Here is a 25,755-nt window from a genome sequence, read left to right as displayed (position 1 = left end):
GAGGGTCATGGCGGACGCGGTGTACCAACGGATCGCGCGGGACATCCGACAGCGGATCGACCGGGGGGAGTTGCGGCCCGGCGACCGGGTGCCGTCGACCCGGGAGATCACCTCCACCTGGGGTGTCGCGATGGCCACCGCCACCAAGGTGCTGGCCTCGCTGCGGAAGGACGGCCTGGTGGAGGCCGTTCCGGGCGTCGGCACGGTGGTGGCCGGCCCGGTGGTGGCGAGCACGGCCGCCGGTGAGAAGGAGGCGCGCGGCGAGCCGGAGCTGACCGGTGAACGGCTGGTGCGGGCGGCCGTCGACATCGCCGACCGGGAAGGGCTCGCCGGGCTCTCCATGCGGCGGGTCGCGGCACAGCTCGGCGTGGCCGCCATGTCGCTCTACCGGCACGTCCCCGGCAAGGACGAGCTGGTCCTCCGGATGATCGACACCGTCATGGCCGCGCAGCCGCTGCCCGACCCACGCCCGGACGGCTGGCGGGCCCGGCTGGAAGCGTCCGCCCGGCTCCAGTGGGAGCTGTTCCGCCGGCATCCCTGGCTGGCGGGCGCGATGTCGATGACCCGTCCGCAGCTTCTGCCCAGTGCCGTCGCGCACACCGAGTGGACGCTCCAGTCCCTGGACGGCCACGGCCTTACCCTGGAGGAGAGGCTGCACGCGTCCGTCACCCTGTTCGGTTTCGTGCGCGGCATCGCGGTGAACCTGGAGCTGGAGGCCGAGGACCGGCAGCGCACCGGGATCACCGACGACGAATGGCTCGAACGGCAGGCGGACGTGGTGGTGGGCATCGCCGCGACCGGGCGGTTCCCGCTGTTCGCCCGAATGGTCCAGACCGAGCTGGACATGGAGCTGGGCACGCTCTTCGAGTTCGGCCTGGCCCGGATGCTCGACGGGATCGGGGAATGGATCAGCGCCCGGTCCGCGTTGAACGCACAGAGGACTACCTGAGGGAGGCACGAGGTGGCGCTGGACCCGGAGGATCTGTTCGAGGTCGACTCCGACGTCCCGGACCTGAGCGGAGCGGTGCTGCTGCACCACTTCGACGGCTTCATGGACGCCGGCGCGGCGGGTTCCACGCTCGTCGACCACCTGCTGGCGGTGCACGAGCACCGGGTGGTGGCCCGGTTCGACGTGGACGACCTGATCGACTACCGCGCCCGCCGGCCCACGATGACCTACGCCACCGACCGGTGGGAGCACTACGACGCGCCCGAGCTGGTGGTGCGCCTGCTGCACGACTCGGTGGGCACGCCGTTCCTGCTGATGACCGGTCCCGAGCCGGATCGCCGCTGGGAGGCGGTGGCGGCGGCGGTGCGCTCGCTGGTCGAGCGGTGGGGCGTGCGGCTCGCGGTGAGCTTCCACGGCATCCCGATGGGTGTTCCGCACACCCGGAAGCTGTCGGTGATCTCGCACGCCACCCGGCCGGAGCTGGTGGCCGAGGCGTCGCCGTTCAGCCGGGTGCAGGTGCCGGGCAACCTGTCGGCGCTGTTGGAGCTGCGGCTGGGCGAGGCGGGCCACGACGCGATGGGCTTCGCCGCGTACGTGCCGCACTACCTGGCGCAGGGCACGTACCCGACGGCGGCCGTGGGCCTGCTGGAGTCGCTGACCAAGGCCACCGGCCTGACCGTGTCGTCCGCCGCGTTGCAGGAGGCCGCGCTCCGCACGAACGCCGAGATCGCCCGCCAGGTGGGCGAGTCGGAGGAGGTGGCGCAGGTCGTGGAGGCGCTGGAGCGGCAGTACGACGCGTTCACCGAGGCGTCGGACAACCTGCTGGTCGGCGAGGACGAGCAATTGCCCAGCGCGGACGAGCTGGGCGCGGAGTTCGAGCGGTTCCTGGCCGAGCGCCAGCGGGACCGCTGAGGGTGGGCCGGCTGCCCAGGGGGTAGCCGGCCGCACGCCGGTCCGGTTGCGCGGTCGGTTCGGCTGTCGCGCGGTCGGCATGGGCACTGCGCGGTCGGTCGGACTGTCGTGCGGTGCGCGGTCGGTCCGGGCGCTGCGTGGCGGTCGGTTCGGCTTTCGCGCGGTCAGTTCGAGTACTGCTCCGCGAGCAGCCGGTAGGACGTGAGCATCGCCGCCCGGTCGTAGGTGCTGGTCGTCAGCAGCACCTCGTCCGCGCCGGTCCGCCCCACCAGCCCGGCCAGCGCCTTCGCCGCCTCGGACGGTGTGCCGAAGAGGTGGCCCTGCAACGACTCCTCGAAATGCGCGCGTTCCCGCGCGGTCATGTCCCGGGCCAGGACGTCGTCCGGCGGGATCAGCGCCGGGAACTCGCCGCGGGTCCGCGAGTACGCCATCGACCACGCCTCGGGCAGCAGCAGCCGCCACGCGTCCTCGGTCGTGTCGGCCACCGCGACCGTCGACGACACCACCACGTACGGCTCGTCGGCCCACGCCGACGGCGTGAACCGCGCCCGATAGCCGTCGATCGCCCGCACCATCGCCTCCTCGCCCCGGACGGCGGCGATCACCAGCGGCAACCCGTGGGACGCGGCGACCTCCGCGCCCTTCCCGGTCGCCAGGACGAACGCGGGCACGCGCAGGCCGCGCGCGGGATACGCCGAGACGGCGGCGTCGCCGGTGAAGTAGGACAGCAGCTCGTCGAGCTGCACGCCGAACTCGGCCGCGTCCCGCTTGTCGTGCCCCAGCGCCCGCCGCACCGGCTCGGTGAAGCCGACCGAACGACCCAGGCCCAGGTCGATCCGGCCGGGGAACAGGGACTCCAGCACGCCGAACTGCTCGGCCACCACCAGCGGCTGGTGGTTGGGCAGCATCACGCCGCCCGTCCCGACCCGGATGCGGCTGGTCGCGGCGGCGATCGCCGCCGCCAGCACGGTCGGCGCGGACCCCGCCACACCGGGCACGCCGTGGTGCTCCGACACCCAGAAACGGTGGTACCCCAACGCTTCCGCCTGCCGGGCGAACTCCACGGTGTCGCGCAGGGCGTCGGCGTGGGAGCTGCCCGCGCGGGTGCGCGACCGGTCCAGGACGGAGAGCTTCACATCTCGTCCAACACCCCGGCGCGAGCCCGGATTCCGATCACAGCCGGGTGGTGTCCGCCGCCACGCCCAGCCGCACCTTGCCGTAGGTCCCGAATGACCGGATCATCCCGTAGTCAACGGCAGGGGCGGTGTGGCGCGAAGCGGTCTTCAGCCGAGCCACGACGGAAGGCCTTACTGTCGGGTATGCCGGGACACCCACCGGCACCCGACAAGGAGGTCGACACCCGATGGCCATGCTGCGCAGCTACGTGTCCGGTCGCTGGCACACCTCGTCCGCAGAGGGCGTGCCGCTGCACGACGCGGTGACCGGTGAGGAGATCACCCGGATCTCGTCGGCGGGCATCGACTTCGGCGCGGCGCTGGACCACGGCCGCCGGGTCGGCGGGCCGGCGCTGCGCGGGCTGACGTTCCACCAGCGGGCCGCGCTGCTCAAGGCCCTCGCGTCGCACCTGCGGGAGCACCGGGAGGAGCTGTACGCGCTGTCCGCGCGGTCCGGGGCGACCAAGACGGACTCGCTGATCGATGTCGACGGCGGCATCGGGGTGCTGTTCGGGTACGCGAGCAAGGCCAAGCGCGAGCTGCCGAACGACACCGTCTACGTGGACGGCGCGGTCGAGCCGCTGAGCCGGGGCGGCACGTTCGTCGGGCAGCACATCGGGACGCCCCTGCGCGGGGTCGCGGTGCAGATCAACGCGTTCAACTTCCCGATGTGGGGGCCGTTGGAGAAGTTCGCGCCCGCGTTCATCGCCGGCGTGCCGTCGCTGATCAAGCCGGCTTCCCAGACCGCCTACATCACCGAGAAGCTGGTCGAGCTGATGTTGGCGTCCGAGCTGCTGCCGGAGGGTGCGGTGCAGCTCGTCTCGGGTGGCGCGGGCGACCTGCTGGACCACCTGACCCCGCAGGACCTGGTCGGGTTCACCGGGTCCGCCTCCACCGCGCAGCTCCTGCGGACGCACCCGGCGGTGGTGCGGTCCTCGGTGCGGTTCAACGCCGAGGCCGACTCGCTGAACTGCTCGATCCTGGGCCCGGACGCGGTGGCCGGGACGCCCGAGTTCGACCTGTTCGTGAAGCAGCTCGTCAGCGAGATGACGGTGAAGGCCGGGCAGAAGTGCACGGCCATCCGGCGGGCGCTGGTGCCCGGTCCGCTGCTGGACGCGGTGGCCGAGGCGGCGCGGGAGCGGCTGGCGAAGGTGGTCATCGGCAACCCGGCGCACGAGTCGGTCCGGATGGGCGCGCTGGCCGGCCTGGAGCAGCGGGAAGAGGTCCGGCGGTCGTTGAAGGCCCTGTTGGAGGCCGGTGAGGTCGTCTACGGGTCGCCGGACCGGGTGGAGGTCGTGGACGCCGACGCCGAGCGCGGGGCGTTCCTGTCCCCGGTGCTGCTGAAGGCCGACCCGGACCGGGCCCAGCCGCACGAGGTGGAGGCGTTCGGGCCGGTGTCCACGCTGCTGCCCTACGACGGGGTGGCGCACGCCGTGGAGCTGGCGGCCAGGGGAGCGGGCAGCCTGGTCGGGTCGGTGGTCAGCCACGACGCCGACTTCGTGCGGGAGGTCGTGCTCGGCGTCGCGCCCTGGCACGGCCGGCTGCTGGTGCTGGACCGGGACGACGCCAAGGAGTCCACCGGGCACGGCTCGCCGCTGCCCGCGCTGGTGCACGGCGGGCCGGGACGCGCCGGCGGCGGCGAGGAGATGGGCGGCATCCGCGGTGTGCTGCACCACCTCCAGCGCACGGCCGTCCAGGGCAGCCCCCGCGTGCTGAGCGCCGTCACCGGGCGGTGGGTGACCGGCGCGGACCGGCAGGAGTCCGACCTGCACCCGTTCCGGAAGTCGTTGGCGGAACTGAGGATCGGCGACTCGGTGGTGGCCGGCCCGCGCGTGGTGACGCTGGAGGACATCGAGCACTTCGCGTCGTTCACCGGGGACACCTTCTACGCGCACATGGACGAGGAGGCCGCCGCGGCGAACCCGTTCTTCGGTGGTCGGGTCGCGCACGGGTACCTGGTCGTCTCGTTCGCGGCCGGCTTGTTCGTGTCGCCCGAGCCCGGACCCGTGCTGGCGAACTACGGGTTGGACAACCTGCGGTTCCTGACCCCCACGTTCCCGGGTGACGAGCTGACGGTGACGTTGACGGCCAAGCAGATCACGCCGCGTGAGGACCAGGACTACGGCGAGGTGCGGTGGGACGCCGACCTGGTCAACCAGAAGGGCGAGTCGGTGGCCAAGTACGACGTGTTGACGCTGGTGGCCAAGACGCGGTGAGTTTGTTCCCCGGATCGGGAACACGCGCCCACCCGGTCGGGTTGGCGCGGGTGGGGCGTTACCCACCGATCAAGAGGAGCACTTGAGGTGTCCGAGACCTTTACGCTGGGTGGAGACCTGACCGTCAACCGCCTGGGCTACGGCGCCATGCGGTTGACCGGCCAGGGCATCTGGGGCCACCCGGCCGACCGGGACAACGCGATCGCCGTGCTGCGCCGCGCCGTGGAGCTGGGGATCGACTTCATCGACACCGCCGACTCGTACGGCCCGCACGTCAACGAGGAGCTGATCCGGGAGGCGCTGCACCCGTACGACAACCTGGTCATCGCGACCAAGGCGGGTCTGATCCGGACCGGGCCCGACGAGTGGCACACCCTCGGCAAGCCCGCCTACCTGCGGCACGCGCTGGAGGGCAGCCTGCGCCGGCTCGGCGTGGAGCGCGTCGACCTGTTCCAGCTACACCGCATCGATCCCGAGGTGCCGCTGGAGGACCAGGTCGGCGAGCTGAAGAAGCTCCAGGACGAGGGCAAGATCCGGCACATCGGGCTGTCCGAAGTGGACGTGGAGCAGCTCCGGGCGGCGCAGGCCGTCGCGCCCATCGCCAGCGTGCAGAACATGTACAACCTGGCGAACCGGCAGCACGAGGCCGTGCTCGACCACACCACCGAGAACGGCATCGCGTTCATCCCGTGGTACCCGGTCGCGACCGGCGAGCTGGCCCGGCCCGGCGGTGTGCTGGACGCGGCGGCGAAGGAGCACTCCGCGACGCCCGCGCAGCTCGCGCTGGCGTGGTTGCTGCGCCGCTCGCCGGTGGTGGTGCCGATTCCGGGGACGTCGTCGTTGACGCACCTGGAGGAGAACACGGCCGCCGCGTCGATCTCGTTGACCGACGAGTCGTTCGAGAAGCTGTCGGCGCTGGGCTGAGGTCGCCGTTTTCAGGCCGGGTCGGGTGTCAAGCGGCGCTCGACCCGGCTGCGGACCACGTCGGTGAGCAGGTCGCCGGCGTTCAGCAGGCGCGGGAGGAGTTCGGGTTCCAGGGTGAGGGCTTTGAACGCCAGTTGGATCGTCACGTCGTGGTCCGGGCGTTCGACCAGGGTCGCTTCGTCGCCGGCCGTGATGGTGCCGGACTCCAGGACGCGGAAGTACGCGCCGGGCACGGCTTTGCGGGTGAACGTCTTCATCCAGCCCCGTTCCTCCATGACGCCCGCGAACGTGCGGCACGGGATGCGCGGGTTCGTGACCTGGACCAGCGCGGTGCCGATCCGCCAGCGTTCGCCGATCCGGGCGTTCGACAGGTCCATGCCGGCGGTGGTCAGGTTCTCGCCGAACAGGCCCGGCGCGAGGTCCCGGCCCAGTTCCGCCGCCCAGTCGTCCAGGTCTTCCCGGGCGTAGGCGTAGACCGCCTGGTCCGGGCCGCCGTGGTTGCGGCTGTCCGAGATGTGGTCGCCGATGAGGCCGCTGCCGTCCTGTCGTGGGGCCCGGACCTCGATCGGGCCGGTCACCGGGCGTTTGCCGATGCCGGTGTGGCCTAGCGCGGCGTGGTCGAAGTCGGTGCGGGTGCCGAGGTTGACCGAGAGCACGTGTGGCATGGGACGACGGTAGCTGAGGTAGTTTGCGGGATCGCACTCCTTATCGGGTGTCGGTGCGCGAGGATGGGTGCCGTTTACCGGGTTTCGTGGGGGAAGTCATGCGCAGGTCCGTGGTGGGGTTGGTGCTGTGCGTTGGCGTGCTGGCGGGGTGTGCGGAGCGGAGGGCTCTGCCGGCGCCTACCCTGGAGCCTCCGGCGCGGGATACCGCCGCCCTGGTCACGTCGTTGGTCGCCCGGTCGGATTCGCAGTACTCCGTGCGGTTTTCCGCCGAGACCACCATGTCCGGGCGGCGGGTGCAGGTGGATGGTGATCTGCTTCGGTCCTCGCAGGGGCGGTTGGTTGCGCTGCGTGAGGATGCGGTGGATGTGGTGGTGCTTTCGGATGCCGGGTATGCGCGTTCCGGTGGCGGTTCCTGGAGTCGGCTTGGCCGGTCTGATCTTGTTCCGGTGAAGTCCGGGGTTACTGTCGAGGGTCTTGCCGATGAGGTCGATCCCCGGTCTGTGGTGGGGGCGTTGCGTGGGTCGTTGATCGTGGAGTCTGTTGAGGAATCCTTGGATGGGGTGCCGGTTCAGCGGTACACCATGTTGGTGGACTTGCGGGTGCAGGCTTCGCAGGTTGCCGATGTCACTCATCGGGCGCAGTTGTTGGCTGCTTATGAGTCCGGTTTCACTGGTACTGCGGTGGTTTGGGTGGGGGCCGGGGGATTGCCGGTTCGGGTTGAGGAGACCTTGAAGACGTTGGAGGACAGGGTTTTTCAGCGTACTGTGCATCAGTTCGCTGATTGGAACGCGGATATTCGGATTTCTGCGCCTGCTCAATAGGGTGTCGCGCGGTCGCTCTTGCTCGAAGAGCTTCAAGCGTCCTCGCCGGACAGGCAGGCCGCCAAGGATGATCACAAGTGCCCAGGGCGTCGTGTCATCCCCGCATGGCCTGGTCAAAAGACCACCACCCTTTCCCTGGGAATGCAAGCGAAAAGCGTGCTTGCATTCCCAGGGAAAGCGCGGTTCCCTGCGGGCAGGCCATACGGGGATGACACGCAGCCTAGCTGAGGGTGTGCGCTGCGCGCGGGTTCGGTTCGTGTGTCGCGCGCGTGGTTGTCAGCAGCCCCTCTTGGCTCGGCTGATGTCCACCGGTTGCGCTGGGCGGCCGTCTACCGGGGCCGGGTTGTCCGGGGTGGGGGCTATGCCTGCTTTTGCGATCTTGTCCAGGGTGTCCAGGCCCTGTTCCTTTATGGTGCCGAAGACCGTGTAGTTCGGGCGCAGGATGGAATCTGTGGTCACCAGGAAGAACTGGCTGCCGTTGGTGTCCGGGCCCGCGTTCGCCATTGCCAGGGTGCCGCGTGGGTAGATTCGGCGTTCTCCGGTCGGGTCGTTGGGGGCCGGTTCGAGGTCGGTGGGCAGTTCGTCCTTGTATTTGTAACCTGGGCCTCGTTCGCCGGTGCCGGTCGGGTCGCCGCATTGCAGGACCTTGAGGGTCGGGTAGGCCGTCAGGCGGTGGCAGGTGGTGGCGTCGTAGAACTTCTTGCTCACCAGGTGCAGGAAGCTCTGCACTGTGCAGGGGGCCTTCGCCCGGTCCAGGACCAGGGGGATGGGGCCCTGGTTGGTCTTGAGCAGCACGTCCACCTTGCCCCTCGACGGGGTGCGCCTCGGGTCCGGGGGGAGTTTCACCGGACGGGCCGCCGGGTCGTCCGGGGTTTTCGTGTAGGCGCACGGGCCCTTCGTCACGTCTCGGTCGTGGGTTGTTTCCGGGGTGTCTGTCGCGTGCGCCACGCCGCCGCTGCCCATGACCGCCGTCAGCACCAGTGCCAGGAGGATCCTCACGACGACAGTCCTAGCCCAGTCGGACAACCGCCTGCTAGGGCCGGTCGGAGGGTCCGAGGTCCGCCGCCAGGCTGCTGAGCGACTCGCGGTCCGGTTGGGCTGTCTTCGTGATCAGGCTGGCCACGTGTTTCTCCACCGTGCGCGGGGAGATGTGCAGGCGGGTCGCGATGGCTTTGTTGCCCAGTCTGCCTGCCAGGAGTCGGAAGACTTCGAACTCCCGCACGGTGACGCCCAGGGCCCTCAGTTCTCTGGGAACCTGGTCCGATCCTGTCCTGCGCTGGGGGACCGAGGCTCCCAGTTGCCTCAGCAGGCCCCGGCAGGCGCTGGCCACGGCGGTGCCGCCGGTCTGGTGGAAGTACTCCTCCGCCCCTCGCAGCCAGCCTTCCGGCTCACCCCAGCCGTCGGTTGCCGCAGCCTCCGCCACCAGGCGCAGGCCCAGGTGCCTCGCCAGCGGGTAGATCGTCGCCGCTTCCTTGGCGTGACGGACTGCGGTCGAGGCTTCCGCTTCTCTTCCTTCCCTGCCCAGCAGGACCGCGTGGGCGAAGTGGCCGAAGACTCGGTTCCAGCGCATTCCCGCTGCGGCCGAGTGGGCGATTTCCTGGTATGTCGGTCGGTCTATGTCGCCGGTCAGGGTGCCCAGCAGCACTCGCAGGCCGTGGGTGCCGGAGAGGTGGAACGTCGTCGGGGTTTCCGCCTCGTAGGCCATCGCGCGGGACAGGTCGTGGGTCGCCAGGTCGCGGTCTTCCTCCAGCAGGGCGCAGAAGGCCCTTGCCAGGCCGAAGCACAGGGGGCGTTCCTGGGAGCCGATCCCGCCCAGTTCGTGGAACTCCGCCACCGCACTGTCCACTTCGGACCGCTTGCCCTGGTGTGCGGCGGCGGTCGCCTGGGCCATCAGCACGTACAGGGTCATCGACTTGAGTTGCAGGCGTCTTGTGCCCTCGCCACAGCGGGCCAGTCGTTCCTCCGCCGCCGGGTACTGGCCGCGCAGCACGGCGTCCAGACCGAGGATCGCGTCCACGTTGTAGGCCACCGTGATCGCGCCTACCCGCAGTGCCTCCTCGCGTGCCTCGGCCAGTTCCGCCGCCGAGCCGTCCGCCAGCCAGTCGATGCCCGCCAGCCTGACCACGGCGTGGATGCGCTGGATGGCGAGGTGGTGTTCCTCGGCCAGTTTCCGCGCCCTCGTGAAGTGGTCCGTCGCCTCGCCCAGGTCGCGGTCCCGGGCGAGGATCCCCAGTAGCTGCCAGGCCTCGCAGCCCACTTCGGGGAGGGCCGCTCGGCGGGCGGCCTCGGCGGCTCGGCGGGCCAGCACCTCGGCGGACGCGATGCGGTCGGGGCGTTGGGCGTTGAGGGTCAGGAACGCGGCTACCGAGTCGACGCGGGCGGCGTGCGCGTCGTCGGCGTCCGGGCCCAGCAGCGCCCGTGCCGCCTCCACCTGGGCCATGCCGTCCGCCGAACGGCCCGCCAGCCAGGCGACCCGGGCCAGGCCGGTGTGGAGTTCGGCCCGGCGCACCCGGTCCAGGCCCGCCGTGCTCAGCTCGGTGACCGCGTCGATCAGCGCGAAGGCCCGTTCGAACTGGCCCGCCTCGCCCAGCGCGGGCAGCAGGGACGCCAGCACGTCCGCCCGGACGCCCACGTCCACCTGGCTGGCCAGCAGCCGGTGCGCGTGGTCGAGGAGGCGGACCGCCGAGCCGGCCGCGCCGTCGGCCAGCGCGCGTCTGCCCGCTTCCGCCAGCAGGGCGCCGGCTTCGGCGGTCTGGCCCGCGTCCAGGCGCAGTGACGCCACCAACGGGCACCACTCGCCGGGGAGGTCGGGGTGCAGCTTCCGGACGGCGTCGGCGGTGCGCCGGGAGACGTCCGCCCGGTGGGTCGGGGTGAGCTGCGCCAGCAGCGCCTCGGCGGTCAGCGGGTGGCGGAACGCGTACCAGTCCGGCACCGGCTCGTCCGGGGTCACGAGCTGCGCCGCCACCCCCGCGTGCAGGTGGGACAGCAGGTTCCGGTCGTCCATGCCGGTCACCTCGCGCAGCACCGAGAGCGGGAACCGGTGGCCCAGGACGGCGGCCACCGAGAGCAGCTCCCGGCCTTGCGGGCCCAGCCGGTCCGTGCGGTGCGCGATGGAGCGGACCAGGGCCGTCGGCACGTTGACGCGCAGTTCGCCCAGCGCCTGCCAGCCTTCCGGACCGCGCACCAGCAGGCCGCTGTTGACCAGGCTGTGCAGGATCTCCTCGACCACGAACGGGTTGCCGGCGCTGTCGGACCACAGGCGCTCGGCCACCGCGCCGGGCACCTCGGCGACGTCCACCTCCAGGCAGGAGGCGACCATCCGGCACACCTGCCGCTCGTCCAGCCGGCGCAGCTCCAGCAGCGTGCCAGCGTCCCGCTGGGCGGCCAGCCGGATCACGTCGAGGGTCGGCCCCGGGTCGGCCCTCGTGGTGACCAGCAGGGCGGCCGGCACCTGGTCCAGGTTGTCCACCAGGTAGTCGATCACGGCCAGCGTCTCGGCGTCCGAGTCGTGCAGGTCCTCCAGGACCACCAGGCACGGCCGGTCGCGGCCGATGACGGCCAGCAGCCGCAGCACGGCCTCGGACAGCACCACGATCGAGTGGCTTTCCGGCGGCTCGGCGCCCCACTCGGGGACCAGGCGGCCCAGGACGGGCTGGTAGGGGCCCAGCGCCCGCAGGTCCGGCCCGTCACCGCCGCGCAGCAAGGACATCAGGGCCTCGGCCAAGGGGCGGAACGGCACCATCGGGCCGATGGTCGAGCCACGGCCGCGCAGCACCCGCATGCCCCGGTCGAACGCCGCGCCCGCCGTCACCCTGGCCAGCCGGGTCTTGCCGATGCCCGGCTCGCCGACCAGGAACACGGCACGCCCGCGGTGGGCGGCGGCGTCGGTCAGCGCCTGGTCCAACACCCGGAGTTCGTCGTCGCGGCCGACCACGACCGGCGCGCGGGTCTGCATGGGTGCCGACCTTAGCCAAGCGCACGCCGGACTGCCCGCACCCCCAGTGTGGACGGGCAGTCCGGCCGGTACCGGTGGTCGGGCGCTACATGATGTGGGGCGCGCTCACCGAGGTGCTGTCGGCGAGGCCCGCGGCGACCACCGCGTACGCGCCGACGGCGAGGGTCAGGCCGGCCAGCGCACGGGCGCGCGCACCGGTCTTGGACTTGCGGGACAGCGCCATCTCGCCGGCCGGGTGGTCGCCGTCCTGGTCGTCGCGCCAGGTGGTGACCTCGTCGCGGTTGGCGTCGCTCATCGGGGATTCTCCTTGCGAGGGTTGGGATTGGCAGGGGTTTCGAGCAGGAGCACCGAGGGCGCCCGCTCGGGGAGACCTAGGCGGAGCAGGCCGTAGCCGATGCCGGCCAGGCCGGTGAGCAGACCCGCCGACGGCACGCCGCCCGGCGTGCCGCACCGCGGCCCGTACTGGTCCAGCGCGCCGAGGACGAGCCCGGCGCGTCGGGTCAGCATGGCCGTCGCCAGATCGTGCCCGCCCTCGGCGAGCACGGCCAGCGATTCCAGGACGCCCAGCTCACCGTGGCACAGACTCAGGTCGCGCAGGGGTTCGTGCACCGCCAAGGCGTTCAGGCACCGGTCGAGGTGCAGGGTGTACGTGTCGACCGGCTGATCGGGATGGGCCGAATGCGCGAGGACCGCGCCGGACAGGCCGGAGCACCAGCTATGGTCCGCCTCGCCCACGTCCAGGAGTCGTTGCCGCAGCGCGTGGTCCGCACGCAGGTGGGCGCGCCCGGCGACGCCGTAACGGTGGTCCCGGCCGGCCCGCGCGTAGCGCAGCATGGCCCAGCCGATGCCCGCCCGGCCGCGCGCGAAGCCGTCGCCGCCGGGGTGCGCCGCGAGCAGCCGGTCGGCGTAGCGGCGGGCCAGCTTTTCGGCCGCCGGGAGACCGCTTTCCGCGTGCACGGCGAGCATCGCGGCCAGGCCGCCCGCCCAGCCCTCCACGATGTTCGCCGGATCTTCACCGACCGCTTCCACCGCCGCCGCGAGGTCGACCGCCTGGCTCAACCAGCCCGAGATCTCGTCGTCATCGAGCAGGTTCGCCAAGCGCGCCAACGCATAGCAGAGGCCGCCCAGCCCGTGGAACGAGCCGCTGCCCACGGCGACCGCGAGTTCGGGGTCGGCGGCGAACGACCGCAGCAGCCCCGGCACGGGCGCGAGCGCGTCGCGGGCGAACTCGGTGTACCGGGAGGCCCCGGTCACCTCGCCGAGCTGCGCCAGGAACAACGCCACGCCGGTATACCCGTTGGACAGTCCCGCGCCCATCGCGGCCACCGCCCAGTGCCGGTCGTCCACCAGCTCCAGGCCGACCCAGTTGACCCGGCGGCCGTCGGCGTTGGCGCGGGCCAGCACCTCGTCGGCGATGCCGCACGCCGCGACCAGCAGCCGCTGCGGGTCCGGCACGCCCGCCTCCAGCGGAGCGGGCACACCGGCCCCGGTGCGGTGGTCCACCGGCCGGGGGCGGCTCGCCAGCGCGGCGCTGATCAGCCACTGCTGGTCGTGCCGGTCCACCTCGTCCAGCGCGGCGATCTTGTCCTCGACGGCGCGCAGACCGGACACCGGCAGCAGGTCCGCGAGCTTGTCGCCGCCCGCCGACCACACGTCCCGGGTACCCGGCCGCGTGGTGAACAGGGGCACGTCGCCCGCCCACAGGTCGGTCAGCTCGTGCGGCACCAGCGCCCGCAGCACGTCCTCCGCGGCGGACTCGTCCCACAGCAGGTCCAGCGCCAGGTCGCGGTCCTGCGAGCCGCGCAGCGCGTCCGGGTGCGTCGACTCGTCCAGCAGCGTCGCGTAGAGCTGGGTCATCCGGGGCACGAACCGCACCGGCAGGTCGGCGAACCGGCGCAGCAGGCCGTCTTCGCCGAGCAGTTCGTCCCGGTGGTCGTAGAGGGCGTCGTAGCCCGTGCGGAACCCGGCCAGCAGCGCGCCCTGGTAGTCGGCGGGCTCGGCCTCGGTCCCGCGCACGGTCGGCCGGTTCAGTGCCGGCGGCAGCGGGGCGGGCCGGCGCACCAGCCGCATCCGGTCGGTGCCGGGGTGCAGCCACGCCACGCCGTCGGCCGGGAACAGCTCGCCGTGGTCGCCGCCCACGCCGCCGATGTCCAGCGCGCCGTGCTCGCCGAGCAGCACGCGCGGCAGCACGGCCGTGCGGTGCACCGAGCGGGCCAGCGCCTTCACCGCCGGGTCGGACGGGATGCCGACGGTCGGGTGGAACAGCGTCTCGACGTCCACCAGCACCGGCTGCTCGCCGCACGCGATCAGGTTCTCGTAGTGCATGTCGGTGCCGTCCACCGCGTACAGCAGGGCGATCAGCGCACCCAGCCGGTGGTAGAAGCGGCCCACCTCGGTGGTGTCCGCGCACGGCGCGTGCTCGACGAACTCCAGCCAGCCGTGGGTCGGCCGGGAGACCGTCGCGGGCACCCGCAGCCCGAGGCCGGTGTGGCCGTCGAACCAGGCCAGCAGCTCGCCGAAGGTGGCGTGCAGGGCCACCGGACGCGGCTTGTAGACGACCTTGCGGCCGTCCCGGAAGGTCAGCACGGCCACCGCGCGGCCACGCTGGTGGGCGTCGCCCTTGCCGGTCTCGACGGTGGCCACCGGGCCGGGGTCGCGGCCGTCGAGCAGCGTCCGCACGATGTCGGCGCGGTCCCGCGCGAACCGGTCGAGCAGTTCGCGGTGCGCGTGGGCGGCGTGCAGGCAGGCCTGGCCGAGCAGGCGGGCCAGCACCGGGTACTTGGCGAACAGGTCGGCCAGGTCCAGGTGCTCCGCGAAGTGCGTGAACCGGTCCTGCGGCGTCCGGCCGTCCAGTTCGCCGGCGAGCCGCTTGAGGTTCAGCTCCAGCACCAGGGTGCGGGCGGCGATCCGGGCCAGCCGGCGGCCGAGGCGGCGGCCGAAGTCGTCGTCCAGCCGGGCGTCCTGCGCCCGCGCGGCGCGCACCAGGGGGCGCAGCGCGAACGCGAACGCCTCGTCCCAGTCGCCGCCGGGGAAGTGTGCATGGGCCGCGGTCGCGGTGGCGCGTTCCACGAACGCGGCCCATGCCGGCCGCCCGCTCGGGGCGACCAGTTCGTGGGAGGCGCCCCGCACGCCGCTGTGCCACCAGGAGGCGGGCAGCCGGTCGACGGCGGACGGGGTCACGTTGCCCAACGTGTCATGTGACGGGTTCTCGCACATGGGGGGTGTGCCCCCAGATTTGCGCGCACCCCGCCAGGATGCGGAAACCGCAGGTGAACGCGGCAGTGCCGGGTGGGGTGGGCGGCTACTGCCGGCAGTTCTCGGCTTGGGTCGCGGCGTCGGTGAACTCGTCGGGCAGGGAGGTGACGGACATCTTCTCGACGGCGTCGTTCATCACCGACACCGCCTCGGTCATGTTCTGCATGACCGACGAGAACACGTCGGTGGTCAGCTCGGCCGCGCCGTCCACGGTGGACTTGGCGGAGACGAACTTGTCCCGCGCCTTGGCCAGCGGCTCGACGATCACCTCGACGGCGGCGTCGGCGGCCGTCACCGGGGCGGGGGTCAGCTCTTCCAGGTCGTGGACGGCGACGTCGAGGATGTCCACCACGCGCCCCAGGGCATCGCTGATCGACTTCTTGGCGGCGGCGGGGTCGGCGGGCGCCTCCCCGACCTGCACCCCGCCGGACGCGACGAGGTAATTGGCGACACCGCAGAAGTTGTTCATCCACCGCACGACCTCGGGGGACGAGGTCTTGGTGGTGACCGGTCCGGCCACCGGGCGACCGGCGACCGGTGTCGCGCACCCGGCCGTCGCCAGCACCACTGCGATCACCGCGAACCGTTTCACCGACATATTGAACCCCACGTGTCACCCGATAGTGGGCATGAGCATGACAACCGGGGGAATGGTCGGCCACGATGGGCTACTGATGCCGGTCACAGTTGAAGTCTCGGGTGGTGTCGCGGTCATCCGGGTGGACACGCCACTGGGCGCCGCGGCGGCCCGCCTGCGTGCCGTGCTGCCGACTCTGGGCGGTTTCGACGCCCTGGTCCTGTACGGCTGCGAGCGTGCGCTGTCGGCGGACCCCAAGGGTGTGGTCTACGTCGGTGCCGCCGAGCGGCGTGCCCACGCCCGCGAACTGCGTGCGCTGCGGGACGAACTGGCGGCCCTGCCGGTGCCCGTGGTGGCCGCGATCGGCGGCAACGCGTTCGGCGCGGTGGCGGAGCTGGCGATGGCGTGCGACCACCGGGTGCTGGCGGAGGGCGGCGGGCTGGTCCGGGTGACCGGGCAGCAGGTGCTGATGGCCCGCCGGGTGACCGCGGACGAGGCGTTGCGGATGGGCATGGTCGACCAGGTGGTGCCGCCGGGTGCGGTGCTGTCGGCCGCGGTGGCACTGGCCCGCCGCTGCATGTCGGCGGCCCGCCGCCCCTGACCACCGCTGCATGTCGGCAGCCCGCCGCCCCTGACCGCCCCTGACTGCCCCTGACCGCCGCTGGATGTCCGCGGCCTGCGGACCCCAGCCCCCGCCGCCCGTCGACCCTGACCGCCGCCGCACGTCGGCGGGCCGAGGTCCGGTAGCGCCGGTGGGCTCAGGCGTCGGGCAGGGTCCGGCCGGTCCGTTCCACCAGGTTGCACTCCAGCCGTTCCAACACCCGCAGGATGTCGGCGCGCTCACCGGGGTCGCAGCCGTCGGTGGTGGCCCCTTCCAGCTCCTCCCAGATCCGCTCCACCTCACGCCGCAAGGCCTGGCTCGCGGCGGTCGGCTCGATGATCGTGGCGCGCCGGTCCGTCGGATCGGGCACCCGGCGCACGAACCCGGCGCGCTCCAGCCGTTGGACGGTGCGGGTCATGGTGGCCGAGTCCGAGTCCAGCACGCCCACCAGGTCGGCTTGGCGTTGCGGGCCGCAGTCCCACAGCCGCATCATCACCAGCTCCTGGCCGGGGTGCAGGCCCGCCCGGCGCAGGAGCTGTCCCGCGAGCATCCGGTGCAGCCGGGCGATGCGGAAGATGGCGTGGCTGATCGGGAGGACACCATGACCACCGCCTTCGACCCGCTGGACCTGGCCGGCACCCGTCTCGCCAACCGCGTCGTGATGGCGCCGATGACCCGCAGCCGGGCGTTCGGCACGAAGCCCACACCCGCGATGGCCGAGTACTACGCCCAGCGCGCGTCCGCCGGCCTGATCATCAGCGAGGGCGTCCAGCCGTCCGTCGTCGGCCAGGGCTACCCGGACACGCCGGGCCTGCACTCCGCCGAGCAGGTGGAGGCGTGGCGGCCGGTGACCGAGGCCGTGCACGCCAACGGCGGCGTGATCTTCGCGCAGCTCATGCACACCGGCCGCATCGGCCACCCGAGCCTGCTGCCCGGCGACCTGCACCCGGTGGGCGCGTCCGCCGTGCGCGCGAACGGCAAGGTCTTCACCGGGGCCGGCCTGCAGGAGTTCGTGACACCGGTCGATCTATCGTCGGCCGATGTCGAGGCGACCATCGAGGACTTCGCGTCCGCCGCGCGCAACGCCGTGGACGCGGGCTTCGACGGCGTGGAACTGCACGGGGCCAACGGCTACCTGATCCACCAGTTCCTCGCGCCCAACAGCAACCGGCGCACCGACGAGTGGGGCGGCTCGGTCGAGGGGCGCATCAGGTTCCCCGTGGCCGTCGTGCGGGCGGTCGCGGACGCCATCGGCGCGCACCGCGTCGGCCTGCGCATCTCCCCGGCCAACGACTACAACGACATCAGCGAAACCGACCACCGCGAGGTCTACCCGGCGCTGGTCGACGCGATCAACCCGGTCGGCCTGGCGTACCTGCACATCGCGGAACAACACGACCGCGAGCTGACTTCGGCGCTGCGCAAGCGTTTCACGTCAGCTCTGATCCTGAACCCGCACACGCCCGAGGGCGTCACCGGCCCGGAGCACCTGGACCTGGTGGAGGACGGGACGGCGGACGCGGTGGCGTTCGGCGCGCTGTTCCTGGCGAACCCCGACCTGCCCACCCGCCTGTCCACCGGCGGTCCGTTCAACACGCACGACCCGGCCACGTTCTTCGGGGGCGACGAGCGCGGCTACACCGACTACCCGCCGTTGGCCGGCGCGCCGGTGCCGGCGGGGTGACGCTGCCGGATTGAAGACCCCCCGATATCGATCCAAGCATGGAGCACCGACGGAATCGGTCCGGTGCGCTGAGAGCCGACACCCGAACAAGTGACCACTGGTCGGGTGTCGGCTCTCGGCGTCGAGGCAATCGGGCCGGCGCTGGAGCCTGATCGGGCAAGGATCGCTTGTCCGGTGTGCGTTCGGGCAGACGTACCGGGCAGAACTCGGGCATTGTTCGTCCATGTGTGACGGTAGCCACACTGTTTTCCCGGTGTTACACCTTATGGGCGGCCCGAACGGGCAGTGGCGGTCCGAGTGGGCGGGAGGTGCGGTGTGCGGGCGGATGAGCGCAAGCGGCGCATCCTGGCTCGGGCCCGTGCCGACGGGCGGGTGGACGTCGCCGAGATCGCGGCCGAGTTGGAGGTCGCGCAGGAGACCGTGCGGCGGGATCTGCGGCTGCTGGACGAGCACGGGTTGGTCCGGCGCACGCACGGCGGCGCGTTCCCGGTGGAGAGCGCCGGGTTCGAGACCGGGCTGAAGTTCCGGTCCGCCTCCATGGTCCCGGAGAAGCGGCGGATCGCACGGGCCGCCGCCGACCGGCTCGGTGACGCCGAGACCGTGTTCGTGGACGAGGGCTACACCCCGCAACTGGTCGCCGAGTCGCTGCCCGCCGGCCGGCCGCTGACCGTGATCACCGCGTCGCTGCCCACCGCGGCCGTGCTGTCCGAAGTGCCCTCGGTGAACGTCCTGCTGCTCGGCGGCCGGGTGCGCGGTCGGACGCTGGCCACCGTGGACCACTGGGCCACCCGGATGCTGTCCGAGATGGTGATCGACCTCGCGTACATCGGGGCGAACGGCATCTCGCGCGAACACGGGCTCACCACGCCCGATCCGGCGGTCGGCGCGGTCAAGGCGCAGGCGCTGGCCGCCGCGCGCCGCAAGGTCTTCGTCGGCGTGCACACCAAGTTCGGGGTGGCGAGCTTCCACCGGTTCGCCACCGTGTCCGACCTCGAAGCCATCGTCACCGACTCCGTCCTCCCCGCCGGCGAGGCGCACCGCTACGCCCTGCTGGGCCCGAAGGTCGTCCGGGCCTAGCCGCCACCGAATCTCGCCACCGAGCCCCGCCTCCAAGCTCCATTACCGAGCCCCGTCACCGAGCCCCGCCGCCAAGCTCCGTTACCGAGCCCCATTACCGAGCCCCGCCACCGAGCCCCCACCGCAGGGGCCTGGTCCCGCACGCCCCGAGAAAGGCAAGACGATGAAGTCATTGCGCTACGGCGGCCTGGCCGCCGTGATACTCCTGGCCACGACGGCGTGCGCGGGCGCGGGCGGCGGCGGGGCCGGCGGGAACTCGATCAATGTGCTGATGGTGAACAACCCGCAACTGCAGGACCTGCAAGAGCTGACCGCCGCCCACTTCACCAAGGACACCGGCATCACGGTCAACTTCACCGTCCTGCCGGAGAACGACGTGCGGGACAAGATCAGCCAGGACTTCTCCAGCCAGGCCGGGCAGTACGACGTGGCCACCATCAGCAACTACGAGACGCCGATCTACGCCAAGAACGGCTGGCTCACCCCGCTGGACGACTACTTCGCCAAGGACACGGCGTTCGACCAGGACGACATCCTCAAGCCGATCCGCGACTCGCTGACCGCCGCGGACGGCAAGGTCTACGCGGAGCCGTTCTACGGCGAGTCGTCATTCCTCATGTACCGCAAGGACATCCTGGACGCCAAGGGCCTGACCATGCCGGAGAAACCCACCTGGCAACAAGTCGCCGACATAGCGTCCAAAGTAGACGGAGCACAGCCGGGCATGAAGGGCATCTGCCTGCGCGGCCAGCCCGGCTGGGGCCAGTTGATGGCGCCGCTGACCACGGTCGTCAACACCTTCGGCGGCACGTGGTTCACCGAGGACTGGCAGCCGCGGGTGAACGCGCCGGAGTTCAAAGAGGCCACCAGGTTCTACGTCGACCTGGTCCGCGCGCACGGCGAGGCGGGCGCGCCGCAGGCCGGTTTCGCCGAGTGCCTGAACAACATGACCCAGGGCAAGGTCGCCATGTGGTACGACGCCACCGTGGCCGCCGGCCTGCTGGAGGCCGCGGACTCCCCGGTGCACGGCAAGCTCGGCTTCGCCCAGGCCCCGACCGTCCGGACCGACAGCTCGGCGTGGCTGTACACGTGGGCGTTCGGCATCCAGAAGGCGAGCAAGAAGGCCGACAACGCGTGGAAGTTCATCTCCTGGGCGTCCGGCAAGGGCTACGAGGAGCTGGCCGGCCGGAACCTGGGCTGGTCAAAGGTGCCGGACGGCAAGCGCTCGTCGACCTACCGGCGGCCCGAGTACCTGGCGGCGGGCGGCACGTTCGCCAAGCAGGCGGAGGCGGCCATCGCGAGCGCCAAGCCCACCGACCCCGGCGTGCAGCCCCGGCCGGTCGGCGGCATCCAGTTCGTCGGCATCCCGGAGTTCACCGACCTCGGCACCCAGGTGTCGCAGAAGATCAGCGCCGCCATCGCCGGTTCGTCCACTGTGGACTCGGCGCTGGACGAGAGCCAGGCCCTGGCGGAAACCGTGGCCGCGAAGTACCGGGGCAAGTGATGACGAACCCCACGCCGTTCGGGAGGCCGAGGTGACCGCGGCGGCGCGCTGGGCAAGGCGAGCCCCGCTCCTCCCCGCGCTCGTCTTCACCGTCATCGTGACCCAGCTTCCGTTCGTGGCCACGCTGGTGATCTCGCTGATGCGGTGGAACTCGCTCGACCCGGCCAACCGCGGCTTCGCCGGGTTCGACAACTACGTCGCCGTGTTCACCGACCCGGACCTGCGGTCGGCCATCGGCACCACGGTGCTGCTGACCGCGACCGTGGTGCTGGTCAGCCTCGTGCTGGGGCTGCTCCTGGCCTTGTTGCTGGACCGCAAGTTCACCGGGCGCGGCGTGGTGCGCACGATGCTCATCGCACCGTTCCTGGTGGTGCCGGTGGCCGCCGCGCTGCTGTGGAAGCACGCCCTCTACAACCCGGAGTACGGCCTGTTCAACGGCGTGCTCACGTGGCTGTCGGGGGCGGACGCGCCCCAGCCGGAGTGGATCAGCGGGATGCCGCTGACCGCAGTGGAAGCGGCCCTGGTGTGGCAGTGGACGCCGTTCATGATGCTGATCCTGTTGGCGGGCCTGCAAAGCCGCCCGCAGGACGCGGTGGAGGCGGCCCGCATCGACGGAGCCTCGACGTGGCAGGTGTTCCGCTACCTCACGCTGCCGCACCTGCGGCAGTACCTGGAGCTGGGGGCGCTGCTCGGGTCGGTCTACATCGTGCAGAACTTCGACGCGGTCTTCACCATCACGTCCGGCGGCCTGGGCACGGCGAACCTGCCGTACACCATCTACCAGACGTTCTACCAGGCCCACGACTACGGCCAGGCGTCCGCCGCCGGCGTCGTGGTCGTCATCGGGTCGATCGTCATCGCCACTTTCACGCTGCGCGTGGTCTCTTCACTGCTCCGGGACACCGACGGCGGAGCCGCGAATCGGACGACCGACGGCGGAGCCGCCAACCGGACGGAGGTGCGGGCATGAGCCGGATCTGGGGTGTCCTGGCGTGGTTCACCGGCATCCTGTTCTTCGCGCCGGTCGCCTGGATGGTGCTGACCTCCCTGCACAGCGAGCCGGACGCGGCCACCAACCCGCCCTCGCTCGCCGCGCCGATCACGTTCGACAGCTACGCCGAGTTCTTCGACGCCAACCCGTGGCCGCCGCTGGCCAACTCGCTCAGCGCGAGCGTCGGATCGACGCTCCTCGTGCTGGCACTGGCGATCCCGGCCGCCTACGCGCTCTCGGTGAAGAAGGTCGAGAAGTGGTCGGACGTGCTGTTCTTCTTCCTGACCACCAAGATGCTGCCGGTCGTCGCCGGGCTGCTGCCGGTCTACCTGGTCGCGCAGCACACCGGGCTGCTGGACAACATCTCGTTCCTGGTCGTGCTCTACACGTCGATGAACCTGCCGATCGCGGTGTGGCTGATGCGGTCGTTCCTGGCCGAGGTGCCGGGGGAGATCCTGGAGGCCGCCGCGCTCGACGGGGCCGGCCTGCTCACCACGCTGCGCCGCGTGGTCGCGCCGATCGCCATGCCCGGCATCGCCGCGACCTCGTTGATCTGCTTCATCTTTAGCTGGAACGAGCTGCTGTTCGCCCGCGTGCTGACCGGCGTGGTCGCGGGCACCGCCCCGGTCTACCTGACCGGGTTCGTCACCAGCCAGGGCCTGTTCCTGGCCAAGGTCTGCGCCGCCGCCACGGTGGTGTCGCTGCCGGTGCTGGCCGCCGGGTTCGCCGCCCAGGACAAACTGGTCCAGGGCCTGTCGTTGGGAGCCGTGAAGTGAGAGCAGCCGTGATCACTGGGGTCGGCGCGGTGGAGGTCGCCGAGGTCCCCGACCCGGCGCCGGGCCCCCGCCAGGTCGTCGTGGACGTCGCCGCGTGCGGGCTGTGCGGCACGGACCTCCACATCCTGCAAGGGGAGTTCGCGCCCACGCTGCCCGTCGTGCCGGGCCACGAGTTCGCCGGCGTGGTCGTCGAGACCGGCTCCGAAGTGACCGAGCTGAGCGTGGGCGACCGGGTGGCCGTCGACCCTTCGCTGTACTGCCACGAATGCCGCTACTGCCGCGCCGGCCGCAACAACCTGTGCGAACGCTGGGCGGCGATCGGTGTGACGACAGGAGGCGGCGCGGCGGAATACGCCGTAGCCCCGGTGGCGAACTGCGTGCGGCTGCCGGACCACGTGCGCACCGAGGACGCGGCCCTCATCGAACCGCTGTCCTGCGCCGTGCGCGGCTACGACGTGCTGCGGTCGCAGATCGCCAGCCGGATCTTGGTCTACGGCTCCGGCACGATGGGCCTGATGATGCTCCAGCTAGGCAAGCTCACCGGCGCGTCATCGGTCGAAGTGGTCGACGTGAACCCGGAACGCCTTGCCACCGCACGACTCCTGGGCTGCACCGCCACGGCCGCCTCCGCCGACGAACTGGACCGCCCGCACGGCTGGGACGTGGTCATCGACGCCACCGGCAACGCCGACGCCATCCAGGACGGCCTGGGCCGGGTGGCGAAAGGCGGCACGTTCCTGCAGTTCGGCGTCGCCGACTACGCGGCGCGGGTGACCATCGACCCGTACCGGATCTACCACCAGGAGATCACCATCACCGGCTCGATGGCGGTGCTGCACTCGTTCGAACGCGCGGCGGACCTGTTCGCGACCGGCGTCCTCGACCCGGAGGTGTTCATCAGCCACCGCGAACCGCTGACCGACTACGCAGCGGCCCTGGCCCGCTTCCAGGCAGGCCAGGGCCGCAAAATCCAAGTACTGCCTTAAGCCTTCGCGCGGCGGCGCAGCACCAGCAGCACGGCCGTGCCGCCGCCGAGCAGGACCAGACCGATCACCAGCGGGATGGCGATGGTCGCACCGGTGTTCGCCAGACCACCCTCGGCGGGCGGCGCGGCGGTCGTGGTCGCCACCGGAGCGGCACTGGACGAGGTCGGCTCGCTGCTGGGCGTGCTGGTCTCCGACGGCGGCGTGCTCGGCTCGCTGCTGGGCGTGCTGGGCACCGTCGACGGCACCTCCTCGACGCACGCCGGGACGTCCAGCTCGCCGTTCTCGCCCCTGGTGAACGAGTAGTTGTCGCTGTCGGACGCCTTGACGACGACCTTGAACGAGTGCGGAACGGTGGCGTCGCCGCCGTCGTAGTCGTGGGTGTAGCTAGAGCCGAAAGTCCGCTGCTCCAGCTCCTTGCCGTCGACGCTGACCGTCAACTTGTTGCCTTCGTGGGCGTAGGCCTTGAGGTCGACGTGCAGCACCGCCTTCTCATCCACACACTTGGCCCACACCGTCGGGGTGTGCGCGGAGGCGGGGACGGCGGTGATCAGGCCAGTGGTCACGAGGGCCGCCGCGACGCCGATCGCCGCGCCAACGGTCCGTGCGAGCTGCATTGGGTACTCCAAGTGTGCAGGGGAGTGGAAGGCCGTCACCCTATTGGGGGGACGACATGCCACCCGATCGAAAACCCAAGTCGGCATTCGGACGACACCAGCCTGTCATCGAACTGTGACTGACCGCGCACGCTACGTCGCAAATGACGGATACCAACAGCCCCTTCGCCCGACGCCGTGGCGAGCTTCGCGCTCTTGCCCTTGGCGCGCGACGCGCTCTTCGCAGTGGCGCGCTTCGCGCTTTCGCCGTGGCGCGCGCCGCGCGCACACCCCCGGTTGGGCTGCGTGTCATCCCCGTATGGCCTGCCCGCAGGGAACCGCGCTTGTCCAGGGAGCGCAAGCACGCTTTTCGCTTGCGCTCCCTGGACAAGGGTGGTGGTCTTTGACCAGGCCATACGGGGATGACACGACGCCCGAGTCCCGCCCTTGTGATCATCCTTGGCGGCCTGCCAGTCCGGCGAGGACGCTTGAACGCCCTTCGACCCAACCCAGGTGATCAGCCGATCTGCGCACCCGACAACCCGCTTGTCCGCCTTCCCAACACCGCACTACCGTGCCAATGTGGATCACGCGGACCTCTTCGAACGCTCCTGGACAGCGCTGCGCGAAACGATCGCCGACCTCCCGGACGAGAACTTCGCCGCCCCATCCGGCTGCACCGGCTGGCGAGTGCGGGACCTGGTGTGCCACCTGATCATCGACGCCCAAGACGTCCTGATCACCCTGGTAACCCCGACCACCGGAGAACCAACCAGAACCGCGACCACCTACTGGAAAGTCACCGCAACACCACCAACCGGCGACGATCCGCTGGACGCGCTCACCGTCCGCTTGGCCGCCGCCTACGAAGACCCGAGACTGCTGAAGTTCCACCTGGACGACGTAGGCTCCGCAGCCGGCCGCGCCGCCCGACTCGCCGACCCGGCAACCCGAGTCAGCACCCAGGACATGGTCCTCACCGCAGGCGACTACCTCGACGCGTACGTCCTGGAATGGACCTTGCACCACCTGGACCTGATCAAACACCTGCCGGACGCGGCAAAACCACCCGCCGAAACCCTCGCCCGCTCACGCGAGATGCTGGAGGCGATAGCCGGCGCCACGTTCCCCAAGCCCTTCAACGACCGGGAAGCCCTGCTGATCGGCACCGGCCGCGAAACCCCGACCGACGAACAGAAAACCGAACTGGGCGACCTGACCGCCAAACTCCCGCTCATCCTCGGCTAACCGCACTCACGCAACGGCGAACCGCACCCACGAAACGGATAACCGCACCCACGAAACGGATAACCGCTCCCACGGTACAAAGCCCGATGACCGGGCAGGCGGGAGACCTGCCCGGCCATCGCGATCCGACCGCCTCCGTCAACAGCCCCGGCCGCCGAGCTTCAGCCGCCGAAGGAGGACGCGGACCGAGGAGCCGTGGTGGCGGGGAGTGCGACCCGCCACCACAACCCCGAGGAACTCAGCCCCTCACATAGACGTCGGGAGTGCCTGCGGCGGACCGGAAACCGCCGGCGAAGAGCTGGTTCACCCGATTCGCCTCCTGGGCGTTCGGGTTCACGTTGCGGCAGGACGTTCCCGCGCTGCCGCCCGACATCAGGTAAGAGCAGATGCCGTTGTACGTATCGGGCAGCCCCAGGCCGTGCCCGATCTCGTGTGCCACGATCCGCAACGCGTAGTTGCCCGCCGCAACGTCGCGGTTGTCGATGTAGATCGTGGCGCACCCGAGCCCGCAGGGATAGGCCCGGGAACCGCCTCCGTTGGTCGCGGAGATCCGGATCGTGGCGTTGCCCCCGCGGACGAGCCGCAGGTTGGGCACCCTGGAATTCCAGATCTGCGCGGCCTGGTCGGCTTGTGCCGAGTAGCCGGAGGCGCTGTAGTAGACGGTCCTGGCCAGTGCCGACGGCGCGGCGGGCGCCGCCGTTGCCACACTGGTCAGGCTGGTGCCGACCAGGGCGAGGGAAGTGAACAGCGCTCCGAGTGCGAAGCGCAGGAACCTGCTGGTCACACGATCTCCTTCAGTGCAGGGGGAAGGTTCTCGTGTTTATTCACATTAAGAGGAGTTGACCG

24 protein-coding genes are annotated in these 25,755 nt (G+C 71.1%); 13 read left to right on the top strand and 11 right to left on the bottom strand.

Annotation, left to right across the window (positions count from 1 at the left end):
- Nucleotides 1–7: 7 nt before the first annotated feature.
- Together ACQPZF_RS30560 and ACQPZF_RS30555 are read left to right on the top strand one after the other, a co-directional pair.
- Complete coding sequence (locus ACQPZF_RS30560; protein ID WP_433262826.1) at nt 8–949, top strand: TetR/AcrR family transcriptional regulator C-terminal domain-containing protein; 942 nt, start codon at nt 8–10, stop codon at nt 947–949.
- 12 nt (nt 950–961) lie between these two features.
- Nucleotides 962–1,861: a proteasome assembly chaperone family protein gene (locus ACQPZF_RS30555; protein ID WP_433262824.1), complete on the top strand. Its 900-nt coding sequence runs from the start codon at nt 962–964 to the stop codon at nt 1,859–1,861.
- Between the two features lie 164 nt (nt 1,862–2,025).
- Here ACQPZF_RS30555 and ACQPZF_RS30550 read toward each other — a convergent pair whose 3' ends face one another.
- Both ACQPZF_RS30550 and ACQPZF_RS30545 read right to left on the bottom strand, forming a co-directional pair.
- Nucleotides 2,026–2,997 carry an LLM class flavin-dependent oxidoreductase gene (locus ACQPZF_RS30550; protein WP_433262823.1) on the bottom strand — a complete coding sequence of 324 codons (972 nt, stop codon included), beginning with the start codon at nt 2,995–2,997 and terminating at the stop codon, nt 2,026–2,028.
- Nucleotides 2,998–3,034: 37 nt separating this feature from the next.
- Nucleotides 3,035–3,157 (bottom strand): hypothetical protein, encoded by a 123-nt coding sequence (locus ACQPZF_RS30545; RefSeq protein WP_433262821.1) that lies wholly within the window; start codon nt 3,155–3,157, stop codon nt 3,035–3,037.
- A 67-nt stretch (nt 3,158–3,224) separates the two neighbouring features.
- Here ACQPZF_RS30545 and paaZ point away from each other — a divergent pair, with 67 nt between their 5' ends.
- Complete coding sequence (gene paaZ, locus ACQPZF_RS30540; protein WP_433262819.1) at nt 3,225–5,252, top strand: phenylacetic acid degradation bifunctional protein PaaZ; 2,028 nt, start codon at nt 3,225–3,227, stop codon at nt 5,250–5,252.
- A gap of 87 nt (nt 5,253–5,339) precedes the next feature.
- Nucleotides 5,340–6,176 (top strand): aldo/keto reductase, encoded by an 837-nt coding sequence (locus ACQPZF_RS30535; protein ID WP_433262817.1) that lies wholly within the window; start codon nt 5,340–5,342, stop codon nt 6,174–6,176.
- An 11-nt stretch (nt 6,177–6,187) separates the two neighbouring features.
- Here ACQPZF_RS30535 and ACQPZF_RS30530 read toward each other — a convergent pair whose 3' ends face one another.
- Entirely contained in the window at nt 6,188–6,841 is a 654-nt protein-coding gene (locus tag ACQPZF_RS30530) for an MOSC domain-containing protein (protein WP_433262815.1), read from the bottom strand.
- A 98-nt stretch (nt 6,842–6,939) separates the two neighbouring features.
- Here ACQPZF_RS30530 and ACQPZF_RS30525 point away from each other — a divergent pair, with 98 nt between their 5' ends.
- Nucleotides 6,940–7,662 carry a hypothetical protein gene (locus ACQPZF_RS30525; RefSeq protein ID WP_433262813.1) on the top strand — a complete coding sequence of 241 codons (723 nt, stop codon included), beginning with the start codon at nt 6,940–6,942 and terminating at the stop codon, nt 7,660–7,662.
- 276 nt (nt 7,663–7,938) lie between these two features.
- On the opposite strand, the gene ACQPZF_RS30520 is transcribed toward ACQPZF_RS30525, so the two are convergent.
- The 5 genes from ACQPZF_RS30520 to ACQPZF_RS30500 all read right to left on the bottom strand — a co-directional run bounded on the left by ACQPZF_RS30520 (nt 7,939) and on the right by ACQPZF_RS30500 (nt 15,464).
- Nucleotides 7,939–8,625 carry a peptidylprolyl isomerase gene (locus tag ACQPZF_RS30520; protein WP_433274765.1) on the bottom strand — a complete coding sequence of 229 codons (687 nt, stop codon included), beginning with the start codon at nt 8,623–8,625 and terminating at the stop codon, nt 7,939–7,941.
- Between the two features lie 70 nt (nt 8,626–8,695).
- Nucleotides 8,696–11,617, bottom strand: a complete 2,922-nt coding sequence (locus tag ACQPZF_RS30515) for a helix-turn-helix transcriptional regulator (RefSeq protein WP_433262812.1) — start codon at nt 11,615–11,617, stop codon at nt 8,696–8,698.
- A gap of 85 nt (nt 11,618–11,702) precedes the next feature.
- Nucleotides 11,703–11,912: a hypothetical protein gene (locus ACQPZF_RS30510; RefSeq protein ID WP_433262811.1), complete on the bottom strand. Its 210-nt coding sequence runs from the start codon at nt 11,910–11,912 to the stop codon at nt 11,703–11,705.
- Nucleotides 11,909–14,797 (bottom strand): type 2 lanthipeptide synthetase LanM family protein, encoded by a 2,889-nt coding sequence (locus tag ACQPZF_RS30505; protein WP_433262808.1) that lies wholly within the window; start codon nt 14,795–14,797, stop codon nt 11,909–11,911. The genes ACQPZF_RS30510 and ACQPZF_RS30505 overlap by 4 nt, the downstream gene beginning before the upstream one ends.
- Nucleotides 14,798–14,918: 121 nt before the next feature.
- A complete protein-coding gene (locus ACQPZF_RS30500; RefSeq protein WP_433262806.1) occupies nt 14,919–15,464 on the bottom strand; it encodes a hypothetical protein in 546 nt (181 codons plus the stop codon).
- An 82-nt stretch (nt 15,465–15,546) separates the two neighbouring features.
- Here ACQPZF_RS30500 and ACQPZF_RS30495 point away from each other — a divergent pair, with 82 nt between their 5' ends.
- Nucleotides 15,547–16,050: an enoyl-CoA hydratase/isomerase family protein gene (locus tag ACQPZF_RS30495; RefSeq protein ID WP_433262804.1), complete on the top strand. Its 504-nt coding sequence runs from the start codon at nt 15,547–15,549 to the stop codon at nt 16,048–16,050.
- 157 nt (nt 16,051–16,207) lie between these two features.
- On the opposite strand, the gene ACQPZF_RS30490 is transcribed toward ACQPZF_RS30495, so the two are convergent.
- A complete protein-coding gene (locus ACQPZF_RS30490) occupies nt 16,208–16,600 on the bottom strand; it encodes a MarR family winged helix-turn-helix transcriptional regulator (RefSeq protein ID WP_433262802.1) in 393 nt (130 codons plus the stop codon).
- Between the two features lie 51 nt (nt 16,601–16,651).
- On the opposite strand from ACQPZF_RS30490, the gene ACQPZF_RS30485 reads away from it, so the two are divergent.
- From ACQPZF_RS30485 to ACQPZF_RS30460, 6 genes are all read left to right on the top strand, one after another.
- On the top strand, nt 16,652–17,734 hold the full coding sequence (locus tag ACQPZF_RS30485; RefSeq protein ID WP_433262800.1) for an alkene reductase: 1,083 nt from the start codon (nt 16,652–16,654) through the stop codon (nt 17,732–17,734).
- A 315-nt stretch (nt 17,735–18,049) separates the two neighbouring features.
- The gene (locus ACQPZF_RS30480) at nt 18,050–18,811 is read left to right on the top strand and encodes a DeoR/GlpR family DNA-binding transcription regulator (RefSeq protein ID WP_433262798.1); all 762 of its coding nucleotides are present in this window, start codon (nt 18,050–18,052) and stop codon (nt 18,809–18,811) included.
- A 163-nt stretch (nt 18,812–18,974) separates the two neighbouring features.
- A complete protein-coding gene (locus ACQPZF_RS30475) occupies nt 18,975–20,315 on the top strand; it encodes an ABC transporter substrate-binding protein (RefSeq protein ID WP_433262796.1) in 1,341 nt (446 codons plus the stop codon).
- 31 nt (nt 20,316–20,346) lie between these two features.
- Nucleotides 20,347–21,285, top strand: coding sequence for a carbohydrate ABC transporter permease (locus ACQPZF_RS30470; RefSeq protein ID WP_433262794.1), 939 nt, complete (start codon nt 20,347–20,349; stop codon nt 21,283–21,285).
- A complete protein-coding gene (locus tag ACQPZF_RS30465) occupies nt 21,282–22,082 on the top strand; it encodes a carbohydrate ABC transporter permease (protein ID WP_433262792.1) in 801 nt (266 codons plus the stop codon). The genes ACQPZF_RS30470 and ACQPZF_RS30465 overlap by 4 nt, the downstream gene beginning before the upstream one ends.
- A complete protein-coding gene (locus ACQPZF_RS30460) occupies nt 22,079–23,068 on the top strand; it encodes a zinc-dependent alcohol dehydrogenase family protein (protein ID WP_433262790.1) in 990 nt (329 codons plus the stop codon). The genes ACQPZF_RS30465 and ACQPZF_RS30460 overlap by 4 nt, the downstream gene beginning before the upstream one ends.
- On the opposite strand, the gene ACQPZF_RS30455 is transcribed toward ACQPZF_RS30460, so the two are convergent.
- Entirely contained in the window at nt 23,065–23,682 is a 618-nt protein-coding gene (locus ACQPZF_RS30455) for a hypothetical protein (RefSeq protein ID WP_433262788.1), read from the bottom strand. The genes ACQPZF_RS30460 and ACQPZF_RS30455 overlap by 4 nt on opposite strands.
- Nucleotides 23,683–24,243: 561 nt before the next feature.
- Here ACQPZF_RS30455 and ACQPZF_RS30450 point away from each other — a divergent pair.
- Entirely contained in the window at nt 24,244–24,909 is a 666-nt protein-coding gene (locus ACQPZF_RS30450) for a maleylpyruvate isomerase N-terminal domain-containing protein (RefSeq protein WP_433262787.1), read from the top strand.
- A 238-nt stretch (nt 24,910–25,147) separates the two neighbouring features.
- Here ACQPZF_RS30450 and ACQPZF_RS30445 read toward each other — a convergent pair whose 3' ends face one another.
- Entirely contained in the window at nt 25,148–25,693 is a 546-nt protein-coding gene (locus ACQPZF_RS30445) for a snapalysin family zinc-dependent metalloprotease (protein WP_433262785.1), read from the bottom strand.
- Nucleotides 25,694–25,755: the final 62 nt, after the last annotated feature.

The sequence above is a fragment of the Actinosynnema sp. CS-041913 genome, assembly GCF_050942485.1.
GTDB lineage: Bacteria > Actinomycetota > Actinomycetes > Mycobacteriales > Pseudonocardiaceae > Actinosynnema.
Note: the sequence above shows the minus strand (reverse complement) of the source record. Positions and strands in the feature narration are given on the sequence as shown.